Source organism: Citrobacter sp. Cpo065, from assembly GCF_030332805.1.
Classification (GTDB): Bacteria; Pseudomonadota; Gammaproteobacteria; order Enterobacterales; family Enterobacteriaceae; genus Citrobacter; species Citrobacter portucalensis.
On record NZ_JAOWHC010000031.1, the window covers coordinates 453,147 to 468,395 of the forward strand.

Genomic DNA, 15,249 nt, shown 5'->3' on the forward strand with positions numbered 1-15,249 from the left:
GATGCTCCATGTACATGACACGCGGCTTGGGTTACATTGTTGGCACTTTTTTCCGGCGTAGCCCAAAACGCGCTGTCGTCAAGTCGTTAAGGGCTCAGCCTTCATTATCCGATCTGGAGTCAAAATGTCCTCACGTAAAGAGCTTGCCAATGCTATTCGTGCGCTGAGCATGGACGCAGTACAGAAAGCCAAATCCGGTCACCCGGGTGCCCCGATGGGTATGGCTGACATTGCCGAAGTCCTGTGGCGTGATTTCCTGAACCACAACCCGACTAACCCGTCCTGGGCTGACCGTGACCGCTTCGTGCTGTCCAACGGCCACGGCTCCATGCTGATTTATAGCCTGCTGCACCTCACCGGCTACGATCTGCCGATGTCCGAGCTGCAGAACTTCCGTCAGCTGCACTCCAAAACTCCGGGTCACCCGGAAGTGGGTTACACCGCGGGTGTTGAAACCACTACAGGTCCTCTGGGTCAGGGCATTGCGAATGCAGTGGGTATGGCTATCGCTGAAAAAACGCTGGCGGCGCAGTTTAACCGTCCAGGTCACGACATCGTTGACCACTTCACCTATGCTTTCATGGGCGACGGCTGCATGATGGAAGGTATCTCTCACGAGGTATGTTCCCTGGCTGGTACGCTGAAGCTGGGCAAACTGGTTGCTTTCTACGATGACAACGGCATCTCTATCGATGGCCACGTTGAAGGTTGGTTCACCGATGACACCGCGAAGCGTTTTGAAGCTTACGGCTGGCATGTGGTTCGTGGTGTTGATGGCCACGATGCTGACGCGATTAAGCGCGCAGTAGAAGAAGCACGCGCAGTGACCGACAAACCGTCCCTGCTGATGTGCAAAACCATCATCGGTTTCGGTTCTCCGAACAAAGCGGGTACTCACGACTCTCACGGTGCACCGCTGGGCGATGCAGAAATCGCACTGACCCGTGAACAGCTGGGCTGGAAATACGCGCCGTTCGAAATCCCGTCTGAAATCTACGCGCAGTGGGATGCGAAAGAAGCCGGTCAGGCAAAAGAAGCTGCATGGAACGAGAAATTCGCTGCTTATGCGAAAGCCTTCCCGCAGGAAGCGGCTGAATTCACCCGTCGTATGAAAGGTGAAATGCCGTCTGACTTCGACGCCAAAGCGAACGAGTTCATTGCTAAGCTGCAGGCTAATCCGGCGAAAATCGCCAGCCGTAAAGCTTCTCAGAACGCGATTGAAGCCTTCGGTCCTCTGCTGCCTGAATTCCTCGGCGGCTCCGCTGACCTGGCACCGTCTAACCTGACGCTGTGGTCTGGTTCGAAAGCGATTAACGAAGATACTGCCGGTAACTACATCCATTACGGTGTGCGTGAATTCGGTATGACCGCTATCGCGAACGGTATCTCCCTGCACGGTGGTTTCCTGCCGTACACCTCCACCTTCCTGATGTTTGTGGAATATGCCCGTAACGCGGTGCGTATGGCTGCGCTGATGAAACAGCGTCAGGTCATGGTCTACACCCACGACTCCATCGGTCTGGGCGAAGACGGCCCGACTCACCAGCCGGTAGAGCAGGTTGCTTCTCTGCGTGTGACCCCGAACATGAGCACATGGCGTCCGTGTGACCAGGTTGAATCCGCCGTTGCGTGGAAATACGGTGTTGAGCGTCAGGACGGCCCGACCGCGCTGATCCTCTCCCGCCAGAACCTGGCACAGCAGGAGCGTACCGAAGAGCAGCTGGCAAACATCGCTCGCGGCGGTTACGTGCTGAAAGACTGCGACGGTCAGCCGGAACTGATCTTCATCGCTACCGGTTCTGAAGTTGAGCTGGCTGTGGCTGCGTGGGACAAACTGACTGCCGAAGGCGTGAAGGCTCGCGTGGTTTCCATGCCGTCTACCGACGCGTTCGACAAACAGGATGCCGCTTACCGTGAGTCTGTGCTGCCGAAAGCGGTTTCCGCTCGCGTTGCAGTGGAAGCAGGTATCGCTGACTACTGGTTCAAATATGTGGGCCTGAACGGCGCAATCGTCGGTATGACCACCTTTGGTGAGTCTGCTCCGGCAGAGCTGCTGTTTGAAGAGTTCGGCTTCACCGTAGACAACGTTGTCGCGAAAGCTAAAGAACTGCTGTAATTTCGATTACAGATGAAAACGGGTCGCTCAGGCGGCCCGTTTTTTTTTGCTTTTCCGCAACGCGCCGCGCGTTGCGCAATCGCACGGCGCAGTCTGCTATCCAGACCGTCTGCGGCATCATTGAAGGGCTCCGGGACTCGGACCTCGCGCTGGTGATTAGATGCAGGTTAGGGGGCTTTCTGATTTAAATCAGGGTGTGTAACACGACAATGAAATAATTTTGCTACGGTTATTCGTCATTCTGGAATATGGAATAAATTTAGCGTTGAAGGGCGTTAAAATGTGACGCAAGTCAGATAACTGTGTTCTGTTGCTGGACAATCATTCCTTTTATTCCTCGTTTCGCTTATTCTAGCTGAAGCGTTTCAGTCGATTAAATGTTCGACAATTAACCAATTAGTCGCAGTTTGCGACAGGTAAGGTTTCCCTGAGCGATTTGCTGCATTACTCTGTCTGCCACATCGTTTCTGAGAAATCCTTGCAGGAGACCTATGACCGTACGCGTAGCGATTAATGGTTTCGGTCGCATCGGACGCAACGTGGTTCGTGCTTTGTATGAATCCGGGCGTCGGGCGGAAATCACCGTGGTGGCAATCAACGAACTTGCGGATGCTGCAGGCATGGCGCATTTGTTGAAATATGACACCAGCCATGGACGTTTTGCCTGGGATGTTCGTCAGGAACGTGACCAGCTCATCGTTGGCGATGACGCTATCCGCATTCTGCATGAGCGAACCCTCGATGCACTTCCATGGCGCGAACTGGGTGTCGACATCGTGCTGGATTGTACGGGGGTCTTCGGCAATCGCGAACACGGCAAGGCGCATATTGCCGCTGGTGCAAAAAAAGTGCTCTTTTCACATCCTGGTAGTCACGACATCGACGCAACCGTTGTGTATGGCGTTAATCAGGATCAGCTGCGCGCTGAGCACCGGATCGTTTCCAACGCTTCCTGCACCACGAATTGCATAATACCCGTCATTAAATTGCTGGATGATGCTTACGGCATTGAGTCTGGTACCGTCACCACGATCCACTCCGCGATGCACGATCAGCAGGTTATTGATGCTTATCATCCTGACCTACGTCGCACGCGAGCGGCCAGCCAGTCGATTATTCCGGTTGATACCAAACTGGCGGCGGGCATCACGCGAATTTTCCCGCAGTTTAACGATCGTTTTGAAGCGATAGCGGTGCGTGTACCGACCATAAATGTGACGGCGATCGACTTAAGCGTGACGGTGAAAAAACCAGTAAAAGCCATTGAAGTCAACCAGTTGCTGCAAAAAGCAGCACAAGGTGCATTTCATGGTATAGTTGACTATACGGAATTACCGTTGGTCTCTGTAGATTTTAACCACGACCCGCACAGCGCCATCGTTGATGGTACGCAAACGCGTGTGAGTGGCGCTCACCTGATCAAAACGCTGGTCTGGTGTGATAATGAATGGGGCTTTGCTAACCGTATGCTCGACACTACGTTAGCGATGGCTGCTATTGGTTTCAGGCTCGACGCTTGAGCGTCGACAAAACTTTATGAATCAACGAGAGGATTCACCATGTCTGTAATTAAGATGACCGATCTGGATCTGGCTGGTAAACGCGTTTTTATCCGTGCGGACCTGAACGTACCAGTTAAAGAAGGGAAAGTAACCAGCGATGCGCGTATCCGTGCTTCTCTGCCGACCATCGAACTGGCCCTGAAACAGGGTGCGAAAGTGATGGTAACTTCCCACCTGGGTCGTCCTACCGAAGGCGAGTACAACGAAGAATTCTCTCTGCTGCCGGTTGTTAACTACCTGAAAGACAAACTGTCTGCTCCGGTTCGCCTGGTAAAAGATTACCTGGACGGCGTTGAAGTCGCTGCCGGTGAACTGGTGGTTCTGGAAAACGTTCGCTTCAACAAAGGCGAGAAGAAAGACGACGAAGCACTGTCCAAAAAATATGCTGCGCTGTGCGACGTATTCGTAATGGACGCTTTCGGTACAGCTCACCGTGCACAGGCTTCTACTCACGGTATCGGTAAATTCGCTGATGTAGCTTGCGCAGGTCCGCTGCTGGCTGCTGAGCTGGATGCGCTGGGTAAAGCACTGAAAGAACCTGCTCGTCCGATGGTTGCTATCGTTGGCGGTTCTAAAGTTTCCACCAAACTGACCGTTCTGGATTCTCTGTCAAAAATCGCTGACCAGCTGATCGTTGGCGGTGGTATCGCGAACACCTTCGTTGCCGCTCAAGGCCACAACGTGGGTAAATCCCTGTACGAAGCTGACCTGGTTGACGAAGCTAAGCGTCTGCTGACCACTTGCGACATCCCGGTCCCGACTGACGTTCGCGTAGCGACTGAATTCTCTGAAACTGCACCGGCTACTCTGAAGTCCGTTAGCGATGTGAAAGAAGACGAGCAGATCCTGGACATCGGCGACGCTTCTGCACAGCAGCTGGCTGACATCCTGAAAAATGCGAAAACCATTCTGTGGAATGGCCCGGTTGGCGTGTTCGAATTCCCGAACTTCCGCAAAGGTACTGAAATCGTTGCTAACGCTATCGCAGACAGCGAAGCGTTCTCTATCGCAGGCGGCGGTGACACCCTGGCAGCAATCGACCTGTTCGGCATTGCTGACAAAATCTCCTACATCTCCACTGGCGGCGGCGCTTTCCTCGAATTCGTGGAAGGTAAAGTATTGCCAGCAGTAGCGATGCTCGAAGAGCGCGCTAAAAAGTAAGCATTTAATGGGCAGGGAAACCTGCCCAATTATTAGCGCGCTTTAGAGCGCGCGCCCTTTCCAAGGCCGAAGATACAGGATTCGTAATATGTCTAAAATTTTTGATTTCGTAAAACCAGGCGTAATCACTGGTGATGACGTACAGAAAGTTTTCCAGGTAGCAAAAGAAAACAACTTTGCCCTGCCAGCTGTTAACTGCGTTGGTACCGACTCCATCAACGCCGTTCTGGAAACCGCTGCAAAAGTTAAAGCGCCGGTAATCGTACAGTTCTCCAACGGTGGTGCTTCTTTCATCGCGGGTAAAGGCGTGAAGTCTGACGTTCCTCAGGGCGCTGCAATCCTGGGTGCTATCTCTGGCGCGCATCACGTTCACCAGATGGCTGAACACTACGGTGTTCCGGTTATCCTGCACACTGACCACTGCGCGAAGAAACTGCTGCCGTGGATCGACGGTCTGCTGGACGCGGGTGAAAAACACTTCGCAGCAACCGGCAAACCGCTGTTCTCTTCTCACATGATCGACCTGTCTGAAGAGTCTCTGGAAGAGAACATCGAAATCTGCTCCAAATACCTGGCGCGCATGTCCAAAATGGGCATGACCCTGGAAATCGAACTGGGTTGCACCGGTGGCGAAGAAGACGGCGTGGACAACAGCCACATGGACGCTTCTGCACTGTACACCCAGCCGGAAGACGTTGATTACGCATACACCGAGCTGAGCAAAATCAGCCCGCGTTTCACCATCGCAGCTTCCTTCGGTAACGTACACGGCGTTTACAAGCCGGGTAACGTTGTTCTGACCCCGACCATCCTGCGCGACTCTCAGGACTATGTTTCTAAGAAACATAACCTGCCGCACAACAGCCTGAACTTCGTCTTCCACGGCGGTTCCGGTTCTACTGCTCAGGAAATCAAAGACTCTGTAAGCTATGGCGTAGTGAAAATGAACATCGACACCGATACCCAATGGGCTACCTGGGAAGGTGTTCTGAACTACTACAAAGCGAACGAAGCTTACCTGCAGGGCCAGCTGGGCAACCCGAAAGGCGAAGATCAGCCGAACAAGAAATACTACGATCCGCGCGTATGGCTGCGTGCTGGTCAGGCAACCATGATCACCCGTCTGGAACAGGCTTTCAAAGAACTGAACGCGGTTGACGTTCTGTAATTTACGCCGTTCTACGTGACATGAGGCCCGCAAATGCGGGCCTTTTTTATTGCCATTTCAATATGCTGCTGGCAGAGAATTCTGTGATCTGTTTGGCAAAATCCAGGTTTATTGTTTACCCTTGTCAGATTGCCAGTCCCGTTGGGACGGCTTTATTTTTCCCATTTGGGTAAGCAAAAAAGGAATATTGAATGGAAGATTTGAATGTTGTCGACAGCATAAATGGTGCGGGCACCTGGCTGGTCCGCAATCAGGAGCTGCTGTTAAGCTATGCCGTCAACATCGTTGCGGCCATCGCCATTGTCATTATCGGTATGATTGTGGCGCGCATCGTATCAAACACCGTTAACCGCCTGATGGTGGCACGTAAAATTGATGCAACCGTTGCTGACTTCCTCTCCGCACTGGTGCGCTACGGTATTATCGCGTTCACGCTGATTGCCGCTTTGGGTCGCGTTGGGGTACAAACCGCTTCTGTGATTGCCGTTCTCGGTGCCGCAGGTTTAGCCGTTGGTCTGGCGCTGCAAGGTTCGCTGTCCAACCTCGCCGCTGGCGTGCTGCTGGTGATGTTCCGTCCGTTCCGCGCAGGTGAGTATGTAGACCTCGGCGGCGTAGCGGGAACCGTACTCAACGTGCAGATTTTCTCCACGACTATGCGTACCGTAGATGGTAAGATTGTTGTGATCCCAAACGGTAAAATCATTGCCGGGAACATCATTAACTTCTCTCGTGAGCCGGTTCGTCGTAACGAATTTATCATCGGCGTGGCTTACGACTCCGATATCGATCAGGTGAAAAAAATCCTCACCGATATCATTCAGTCTGACGAGCGTATCCTTAAAGATCGTGAAATGACGGTGCGCCTGAATGAGCTGGGCGCTTCCTCGATTAATTTTGTGGTACGCGTCTGGAGCAACAGTAGCGATCTGCAAAGCGTCTACTGGGACGTACTGGAGCGTATTAAACGCGAGTTTGACGCCAACGGTATCAGCTTCCCGTACCCGCAGATGGATGTGAACTTCAAGCGTGTGAAAGAGAGCGCGGCAGAGTAATCGCGTGCCCGGTGGCGCTATCGCTTACCGGGCCCACAGGTTTTGTAGGCCGGATAAGGCGTCAGCCGTCATCCGGCATTTCCCCACCCTTGGTATTAATTCTTCTTATCCCTGATTAAAATTATCCATTTCCGCTAATGTTTTCCCCGCGCTATAGTCTGCTCCTAAGAGAAACAGTTCGGGATGATTAACGTGTTATCGTATTATTTTCAAGGGCTTGCACTTGGTGCGGCTATGATACTTCCGCTCGGTCCGCAAAACGCCTTCGTGATGAATCAGGGGATCCGTCGCCAGTATCACATCATGATTGCTTTACTCTGCGCTATCAGCGACTTAGTGCTGATTTGCGCGGGGATCTTTGGCGGTAGCGCCTTGCTGATGCAGTCACCATGGCTGATGGCGCTTGTCACCTGGGGTGGGGTGGCATTTTTACTCTGGTACGGTTTCGGGGCGTTAAAAACGGCGATGAGCAGTAACCTGGAACTGGCCAGCGCCGAGGTGATGAAGCAGGGCCGCTGGAAAATTATCGCTACTATGCTGGCGGTGACATGGCTCAATCCCCATGTTTACCTGGATACCTTTGTGGTGCTTGGGAGTCTGGGAGGCCAACTGGACGTTGAGCCTAAGCGCTGGTTTGCGCTGGGTACTGTCAGCGCTTCGTTCCTGTGGTTCTTCGGCCTGGCATTGCTGGCGGCCTGGCTCGCTCCGCGTTTGCGCACTGCTAAAGCACAGCGGATCATCAATACCCTGGTAGGATTGGTGATGTGGTTTATCGCTTTTCAGTTGGCAAAAGAAGGTGTTGCGCACGTTCATGCGTTGTTCAACTAAGTGTTGTCTGATGGACAACGCAGCGAGATCGGCTAAGCTTGCCTGCATGTGCCCTGAGTTTCGGGGTAATTAATGAAACATGGAGGAACGACCGTGAAGTTCAAAATAATGGCCCTGGCGGCATTAGTCGGATTCAGCGCACTATCGGTACAGGCAAATGAGTTGCCAAATGGACCGCACATCGTGACTTCCGGAACGGCAAGCGTGGATGCGACACCAGACATCGCTACTCTGGCGATTGAAGTGAACGTAGCTGCAAAGGATGCGGCTTCAGCGAAGAAGCAGGCTGATGAGCGCGTGGCGCAATATCTGTCCTTCCTTGAACAGAACCAGATAGCGAAGAAAGATATTAGCGCGGCAAACCTGCGCACCCAGCCGGACTACGACTACCAGAATGGTAAAAGCGTCCTTAAAGGCTATCGTGCGGTACGTACCGTTGAGGTCACGCTGCGTCAGTTGGACAAACTCAACGCGCTGCTTGATGGTGCGCTGAAGGCCGGTCTGAATGAGATCCGTTCGGTATCGCTTGGCGTTGCCCAGCCGGATACTTACAAAGATAAAGCGCGTAAAGCAGCAATTGATGATGCTATTCATCAGGCTGAGCAGTTAGCTGCGGGCTTTAACAGCAAACTGGGGCCCGTTTACAGTGTGCGTTACCACGTTTCCAATTATCAACCGAGCCCGATGGTACGGATGATGAAAGCAGATGCAGCACCTGCGACATCCGCTCAGGAAACCTACGAACAGCCGGTTATTCAGTTTGACGATCAGGTTGATGTGGTCTTCCAGATTGAGCCGACGGCGGGGCAGCCAGCAGCAACGCCAGCCAAAACCCAGTAATCATTGCAGACCCGGCTTTCCAGCCGGGTTTTTTCTGTGAGCAACTGTAAAAATGAGACCCCACATCCAGTCTTTTTTTTCGCCGTAATGAGGATAGGCCATAGCGATTTTTAAGGGGACGCTATGGATATTTTTATCTCGAAAAAGATGCGTAATTTCATTCTGCTGGCGCAAACCAATAACATTGCCAGAGCGGCAGAAAAAATACATATGACCGCATCGCCTTTCGGTAAAAGCATTGCCGCACTGGAGGATCAAATCGGCTATACGCTGTTTACCCGCAAAGATAACAACATCAGTCTGAATAAAGCCGGACAGGAACTGTATCAGAAGCTGTTTCCCGTTTATCAGCGCCTTTCTGCCATTGATAACGAAATCCATAACGCCTCTCGCCGCTCGCGGGAAATCGTCATCGGGATCGACAATACCTACCCAACGATTATTTTTGACCAGTTGATTAGCCTTGGTGACAAGTATGACGGCGTGACGGCTCAGGCCGTTGAATTCAGCGAGAATGGGGTGATTGATAACCTGTTCGATCGCAAACTGGATTTTATTATCTCGCCGCAGCACGTTTCCCCCCGCGTCCAGGAACTGGAGAATCTGGCGATTAGCGAGCTGCCTCCGCTGCGTCTGGGGTTTCTCGTTTCCCGGCGCTACGAAGAAAAACAGCCGCAGGATCTGCTGCGCGAGCTGCCCTGGCTGCAAATGCGCTTCCAGAATCGCGCCAACTTTGAGGCGATGCTGGATGCATACATGCGGCCCTGCGGGATCAACCCGACGATTATCTACCGTCCGTACAGCTTTATGGCCAAGATCAGCGCGGTAGAGCGCGGGCAGTTTTTGACGGTAATCCCTCACTTCGCCTGGCGGCTGGTGAACCCGTCGACGCTAAAGTATTTCGATGCGCCCGGCAGCCCCATGTATATGCAGGAGTTTCTCTATTCGCTGAAAAATCATCGCTATACCGCCACTATGCTCCAGCATATTGCTGAAGATCGTGACGGTAGCGCAAGTTAACCGAGCATCGATCCTGTTTCGAGAAGATTACGATGCAGATCGAACGCATGGCTGAGATCGTGATGGATATGTCCGCCGGGTGCTTTCTCCAGATAGCGGTGCAGATAATCCCGGTAAAGAGGGTGCGCACAGTTATCGATAATCGTGTGCGCCCGCTGCATCGGAGATAGCCCACGCAGATCGGCAATCCCTTGTTCGGTCACGATCACTTTAACGCTATGTTCGCTGTGGTCGACATGGCTGCACATCGGTACGATGGTGGAGATTTTCCCGCCTTTGGCAATCGACGGCGCCATAAAGATAGACAGGTAGGCATTGCGCTCGAAATCCCCGCTGCCGCCGATGCCATTCATCAGGTTCACCCCCGCAACGTGCGTGGAATTGGCATGGCCGTAGATATCAAACTCCAGACCGACGTTGAGCGCAATAACCCCCAGCCGACGGATGATCTCCGGGTTATTGGAGATCTCCTGCGGGCGCAGCACAATCCGGCTGGCGAAGAAGTCCATGTTGTCGTAAATCTTCTGTAGCGACGGGGCTGAAATGGTCAGGCTGGAGGCGCTGGCACCTGTTATCTTGCCCGTTTCCAGCAGATGCACCACCGACTCTTGCAACACCTCCGAATACATCATAAAGGGCGGGATATCCGGGTTCTCGCCCAGTCGCGCCATTACCGCGTTGTTGATATTGCCCACGCCGCTTTGTAAGGGCAGAAACTCAGCTGGAATACGTTTGTGCGCCATTTCTGCCAGCAGGAAAGTGACGACGTGATCGGCAATTTGCTGGCTGACCGGATTGGTTTTATCCGCCGCATTTCCAGCATCGGGCAGCTCGGTATCCACCACCGCAACCACCTTTTTGGGGTCTATCTGTACGCACTGACTGCCTACGCGATCCATGGTATGAAAAATGGGTACGCTGTTACGCCGCGGCGGCGCACCGGGTATCACGATGTCGGCAAACTCCGCCACGCGCGGATTATGGTAATGATTCAATTCAATGATCACTTGTTTCGCCCGCAGCAGCCAGGTCGGCGCATTACCAATACCGCTGGAAAGCCAAATCCGGCCATCTGGCGCAATGGCGGAGGCTTCAATGACGGCAACATCGATCTCGCCAAAAAAGCCGTAATTAACCATTTGCGCCACTTCACTCAAATGGAGATCGACAAACCTCACCTGGCCCTGATTAATTTTCTCGCGCAGGCCCGATGACGTTTGATAAGGCGCCCGCCAGGAAACGGCATCCGCCGCGGATAGAACATCATCAGCGGCGGCGCCAATTGATGCTCCGGTCAGCAGGCGGATCTGAAAAGGCTGCCCGTTCTGATGCCGTTCGCAGGCGCGTTGGGCAATTGCGCTGGGTAACGCTTTGGGTGAACCCGCAGGGGTAAAGCCGCTAAACGCCACCATATCATCGTGCTGGATAATTTCTGCCGCCTGTTCGGCGCTCATCCGTTTCATGGCCGTCTCCTTCCTCGGACGTGATTAATGGCCAACAAAATTTGGTTTACGTTTTTCCATAAACGCGTTCATCCCTTCCTGATAATCCTCGCTGTCGTACACCGCGCGGCGCATGCCCTGAATACGCTCGAACTCATCGGAATTCATGGTGTGCGCTTCACCCAGCACGCGCAGTTCTTCTTTGATGACGGCGATGGCCAGCGGCGCTTTTTCCGAGATGTGGTGCGCCATTTGCAGAGTGAAATCTTCCAGTTCCTCGACGGGCACGACATGGTTAAGGATCCCGACCGCCATGGCGCGTTGAGCGGTGATGGGCGAAGCGGTAAAAATCAGCTCTTTTACTATGTGAAAACCAGCGTCGCGGGTCAGGTTGTGGATGCCCACCAGGTTATACGGCACACCGAGGTTGACCGGGGTCATCGAGAAAGTGGAGGTACTGGCTGCAATGATCAGATCGGAACTCATGATCATCTCAAACGCGCCGCCCCAGACGCTGCCTTCGACCATGGAGATCACCGGCTTCGGGTATTTTTGGATCATACGGGTTATTTGACGCAGCGGATCGTCATAAGAGAGCGGATCGCGACGTCCGGTCGGGAGTTCATGAATATCATGCCCGGCAGAGAACACTTTGGCTCCACTCGGAGCGCGCAGAATGATGCAGCGAATGTCCGCACGATTGAGATCGCTCAGCGCCTGCATCAGATCGTCAATAAACACTTTACTCAGGGCATTGAGCTTGCGGGCGTAATTGAACTCAATAACCGCGACTTTCTGGATGATGACCACGTTGACGTATTGATAAGACATAATGTTCTCTTTATTGAAAGTAATGATGCTGAATAAATTCGCTGATGCGCCGCAGACCGGTGCGCGGCGAAAGATCATTGTTTTTGACGGCCTGTAGCGTCTGCTGGAAATAGCGGTCGAAATCGGTGCGGGCAAACAGCAGATGCAGGGCTTCTTCTTCAGCCTGCTGGTGTAACCAGTCCACCGCCTGCTGCTGGCGAACTTTTTCCAGTCGGCCGCTGGCGGTCAGGCACGTTTTAAAGTCGCTAATCGCCTGCCAAACCTCCTCGATACCGCGTTTTTCCAGGGCGCTACAGGTCAGAACCCGCGGCTGCCACTCGTCATATTTGCGGCGCAGAATATGCAGGGCGGATTCGTACATATGGCGGGCAATGGCAACGCTGGTATGGTTATCACCGTCGTCCTTATTGATGACGACCAGATCCGCCATTTCCATCAGTCCTTTTTTGATGCCCTGTAAATCGTCGCCACCGCCAGCGATTTGCAGTGAGATAAAGCAATCCACCATGCCTGCGACTTCGGTTTCTGACTGTCCTACGCCGACGGTTTCCACAATCACCACGTCAAAGCCAGCCGCTTCGCACAGCAGCATTAATTCGCGGGCGCGCTGGCTGGCACCGCCTAAATGACCGCTGGAAGGGACCGGTCGAATAAACGCAGATTCGGCGCGGGCCAGCTCCGTCATGCGGGTTTTATCGCCAAGAATGCTGCCGCCGCTGACCGGGCTGCTGGGATCGACGGCGATCACCGCTACCCGTAATCCGTGGTGGATAAGCAGCATGCCGAATGCTTCTAGGAAAGTGCTTTTGCCCGCGCCCGGCGTACCGGTGATCCCCAAACGCAGGGCGTTACCGGTGAACGGCATTATCGCGTCCAGCAATTGCGTACTCAGTGGCTGGTGGCGCGGGTGGTTGCTTTCGACCAGCGTCATCGCCTGGGCGAGCGTAGCCCGTTCGCCGAGTCGCAAACGGCGGACGGTATCTTCAAGCGTGGCGGCGTTAATCATGATGCTGACTGATACGGGTTAACACATCGCGGACGCTGTCGAGCATTGGCGTGCCGGGGCCATAAATGGCTGCCACGCCATGTTCGTGCAGGAAGGCGTAATCCTGTGGCGGAATAACGCCTCCTGCTACCACGCAGATATCTTCACGCCCCCATTTTTTGAGTGCGGTAACCAACTCAGGAATCAGCGTTTTATGGCCCGCCGCCAGTGACGATGCGCCTATTACATGCACATCGTTTTCTACCGCCAGACGGGCGATCTCTTCCGGAGTGGAGAACATCGGGCTGAGATCGACATCGAAACCGAGATCGGAATAGGCGCTGGCGATTACCTTCGCGCCGCGATCGTGGCCGTCCTGACCCATCTTGGCGATCAGAATACGCGGGCGGCGGCCATTTTCCGCGAGGAACTGCTCGGTTTGCGCAACGATAGCGTCAAACTCATCGGCGGATTTGTCTGACTGATGATAGCTTTGCGCAATCACTCCGGTGACGCAGTGGCTGGGAACCAGATACCGATCAAAAGCGACTTCCAGCGCGTCGGAGATTTCACCCAGCGTGGCGCGAACGCGGGCGGCGTTGACGGCGGCAGCCAGCAGGTTTTCATTATGCTGCGCGGCGTGGGTCAGTGCTGTGAGCGCGGCTTTGACGGCATCATTGTCGCGAGTTGCGCGGATATGCTGCAGCGAAGCAATCTGCTCGTTGCGCACCTTCACGTTGTCGATCTCCAGTACCGACGTCTCGTCTTCTTTATCCAGTTTGTACTTATTGACGCCGACGATAACGCGCTTACCCTGGTCGATCAGCGATTGTTCACGCGCGGAAGCTTCTTCGATCATCCGTTTAGGGAGTCCGGCTTCGATTGCTTTCGCCATGCCGCCTGCCTCATCAATCTGTTTGATGATCGTGCGCGCCTGCTTCACGATTTGATCGGTGAGTGACTCGACGTAATACGATCCGGCCAGCGGATCAACGGTGCGGCAGATCTCTGATTCTTCCTGAATGATGATTTGCGTATTACGCGCAATACGGGCGGAGAAATCGGTGGGCAGACCGAGCGCTTCATCAAAGGCGTTGGTATGCAGCGACTGGGTGCCGCCAAGCGTAGCGCCGAGTGCTTCAATAGTGGTTCGTACCACGTTGTTATATGGATCCTGCTCGGTCAGGCTCCAGCCGGACGTCTGGCAGTGGGTACGCAGAGCGAGAGATTTCGGGTTGGTCGCGCCAAAGCTGCTGACCGCTTCACTCCACAAATAGCGCGCCGCGCGCAGCATGGCGACGTTCATAAACAGATCCATGCCGATACCGAAGAAGAACGACAGGCGCGGGGCGAAGTCATCAATTTTCAGTCCGGCGGAGAGTGCAGCTTTGATGTATTCAATACCGTCTGCCAGCGTAAACGCTACCTGCTGCACGCAGTTCGCTCCGGCTTCACCCATGTGATAGCCGCTGATGCTGATGGTGTTAAAGCGTGGCATGTTGCCGGAGCACCAGGCGATGATGTCGGCGATAATGCGCATGGACGGTTTTGGTGGATAAATGTAGGTGTTGCGGCACAGGTACTCTTTCAGAATATCGTTCTGAATGGTCCCGGTGAGTTGTTCCGGCGTTACGCCTTGTTCTTCTGCAGCGACGATATAAAACGCCAGCACCGGCAGAACCGCGCCGTTCATGGTCATCGATACTGACATCTTATCCAGCGGGATCTGGTCGAACAGTATCTTCATATCTTCGACGGTATCGATCGCCACGCCCGCTTTGCCGACGTCACCCGCCACGCGCGGGTTGTCAGAGTCATAGCCACGATGGGTGGCAAGGTCAAAGGCGACGGAAAGCCCTTTTTGCCCGGCGGCGAGGTTGCGGCGGTAAAAGGCGTTGGACTCTTTGGCGGTAGAGAAACCGGCGTACTGACGAATGGTCCACGGCTGCGCGGTATACATGGTGGCGCGCGGGCCACGCACGTAAGGCGGCAGGCCGGGAAGGGTGCCCGTGACTTCCAGATTATCGAGGTCCGCTTCGGTGTACAGCGGCTTGATGGCAATCCCTTCCGCCGTCTGTCTTTCCAGCGACTCGACGGTTTTTTCCCGTCGACTGAGTTCTTTATTGGCGAGTGTTTGCCACTCCTGCACGTTTGCCATTTTTTGCTCCGTATTACGCAATAAGTTGAATCTTTGCGAATACGGTGAGCTTTTTCATTTGGCTTGTCGCCAGCAAAAAATAGCCA

General features: G+C 53.8%; 12 protein-coding genes. 8 read left to right on the top strand and 4 right to left on the bottom strand.

Going from position 1 to position 15,249, the window contains the following annotated elements; genetic code table 11:
- Positions 1-124 precede the first annotated feature (124 nt).
- The 8 genes from tkt (at position 125) to srsR (ending at position 9,747) form a co-directional block, all read left to right on the top strand.
- A complete protein-coding gene (tkt, locus tag OGY68_RS13275) occupies positions 125-2,116 on the top strand; it encodes a transketolase (RefSeq protein WP_048215577.1) in 1,992 nt (663 codons plus the stop codon).
- A 491-nt stretch (positions 2,117-2,607) separates the two neighbouring features.
- Positions 2,608-3,636: an erythrose-4-phosphate dehydrogenase gene (gene epd / locus OGY68_RS13280; RefSeq protein WP_057067560.1), complete on the top strand. Its 1,029-nt coding sequence runs from the start codon at positions 2,608-2,610 to the stop codon at positions 3,634-3,636.
- Between the two features lie 39 nt (positions 3,637-3,675).
- Positions 3,676-4,839 (top strand): phosphoglycerate kinase, encoded by a 1,164-nt coding sequence (gene pgk / locus OGY68_RS13285; protein WP_003027032.1) that lies wholly within the window; start codon positions 3,676-3,678, stop codon positions 4,837-4,839.
- 88 nt (positions 4,840-4,927) lie between these two features.
- The gene (gene fbaA, locus OGY68_RS13290; RefSeq protein ID WP_003027029.1) at positions 4,928-6,007 is read left to right on the top strand and encodes a class II fructose-bisphosphate aldolase; all 1,080 of its coding nucleotides are present in this window, start codon (positions 4,928-4,930) and stop codon (positions 6,005-6,007) included.
- Between the two features lie 191 nt (positions 6,008-6,198).
- A complete protein-coding gene (locus tag OGY68_RS13295; protein ID WP_003825461.1) occupies positions 6,199-7,059 on the top strand; it encodes a small-conductance mechanosensitive channel MscS in 861 nt (286 codons plus the stop codon).
- 192 nt (positions 7,060-7,251) lie between these two features.
- The gene (gene argO / locus OGY68_RS13300; RefSeq protein ID WP_003027005.1) at positions 7,252-7,887 is read left to right on the top strand and encodes an arginine exporter ArgO; all 636 of its coding nucleotides are present in this window, start codon (positions 7,252-7,254) and stop codon (positions 7,885-7,887) included.
- A 93-nt stretch (positions 7,888-7,980) separates the two neighbouring features.
- A complete protein-coding gene (locus tag OGY68_RS13305; RefSeq protein WP_003825465.1) occupies positions 7,981-8,727 on the top strand; it encodes an oxidative stress defense protein in 747 nt (248 codons plus the stop codon).
- A 123-nt stretch (positions 8,728-8,850) separates the two neighbouring features.
- A complete protein-coding gene (srsR, locus tag OGY68_RS13310) occupies positions 8,851-9,747 on the top strand; it encodes a LysR family transcriptional regulator SrsR (protein ID WP_003026999.1) in 897 nt (298 codons plus the stop codon).
- Here srsR and scpC read toward each other — a convergent pair.
- From scpC to scpA, 4 genes are read right to left on the bottom strand one after another with little or no spacing between them, the layout of a single operon-like run.
- Entirely contained in the window at positions 9,744-11,210 is a 1,467-nt protein-coding gene (gene scpC, locus OGY68_RS13315) for a succinyl-CoA:acetate CoA-transferase ScpC (RefSeq protein WP_057067559.1), read from the bottom strand. The genes srsR and scpC overlap by 4 nt on opposite strands.
- Positions 11,211-11,234: 24 nt before the next feature.
- A complete protein-coding gene (gene scpB / locus OGY68_RS13320) occupies positions 11,235-12,020 on the bottom strand; it encodes a methylmalonyl-CoA decarboxylase (RefSeq protein WP_008785757.1) in 786 nt (261 codons plus the stop codon).
- A gap of 10 nt (positions 12,021-12,030) precedes the next feature.
- Positions 12,031-13,026 carry a methylmalonyl Co-A mutase-associated GTPase MeaB gene (meaB, locus tag OGY68_RS13325; RefSeq protein ID WP_057067558.1) on the bottom strand — a complete coding sequence of 332 codons (996 nt, stop codon included), beginning with the start codon at positions 13,024-13,026 and terminating at the stop codon, positions 12,031-12,033.
- Entirely contained in the window at positions 13,019-15,163 is a 2,145-nt protein-coding gene (gene scpA, locus OGY68_RS13330; RefSeq protein WP_057067557.1) for a methylmalonyl-CoA mutase, read from the bottom strand. Before scpA ends, meaB begins: the two co-directional genes overlap by 8 nt.
- Positions 15,164-15,249 lie beyond the last annotated feature (86 nt).

What these genes read in the sequence shown, in the direction of transcription:
- scpA (WP_057067557.1), bottom strand. Translation starts at nt 15,163, where the DNA reads ATGGCAAACGTGCAGGAGTGGCAAACACTCGCCAATAAAGAACTCAGT.
- epd (WP_057067560.1), top strand. Translation starts at nt 2,608, where the DNA reads ATGACCGTACGCGTAGCGATTAATGGTTTCGGTCGCATCGGACGCAAC.
- fbaA (WP_003027029.1), top strand. Translation starts at nt 4,928, where the DNA reads ATGTCTAAAATTTTTGATTTCGTAAAACCAGGCGTAATCACTGGTGAT.
- OGY68_RS13295 (WP_003825461.1), top strand. Translation starts at nt 6,199, where the DNA reads ATGGAAGATTTGAATGTTGTCGACAGCATAAATGGTGCGGGCACCTGG.
- tkt (WP_048215577.1), top strand. Translation starts at nt 125, where the DNA reads ATGTCCTCACGTAAAGAGCTTGCCAATGCTATTCGTGCGCTGAGCATG.
- scpB (WP_008785757.1), bottom strand. Translation starts at nt 12,020, where the DNA reads ATGTCTTATCAATACGTCAACGTGGTCATCATCCAGAAAGTCGCGGTT.
- pgk (WP_003027032.1), top strand. Translation starts at nt 3,676, where the DNA reads ATGTCTGTAATTAAGATGACCGATCTGGATCTGGCTGGTAAACGCGTT.
- scpC (WP_057067559.1), bottom strand. Translation starts at nt 11,210, where the DNA reads ATGAAACGGATGAGCGCCGAACAGGCGGCAGAAATTATCCAGCACGAT.
- srsR (WP_003026999.1), top strand. Translation starts at nt 8,851, where the DNA reads ATGGATATTTTTATCTCGAAAAAGATGCGTAATTTCATTCTGCTGGCG.
- meaB (WP_057067558.1), bottom strand. Translation starts at nt 13,026, where the DNA reads ATGATTAACGCCGCCACGCTTGAAGATACCGTCCGCCGTTTGCGACTC.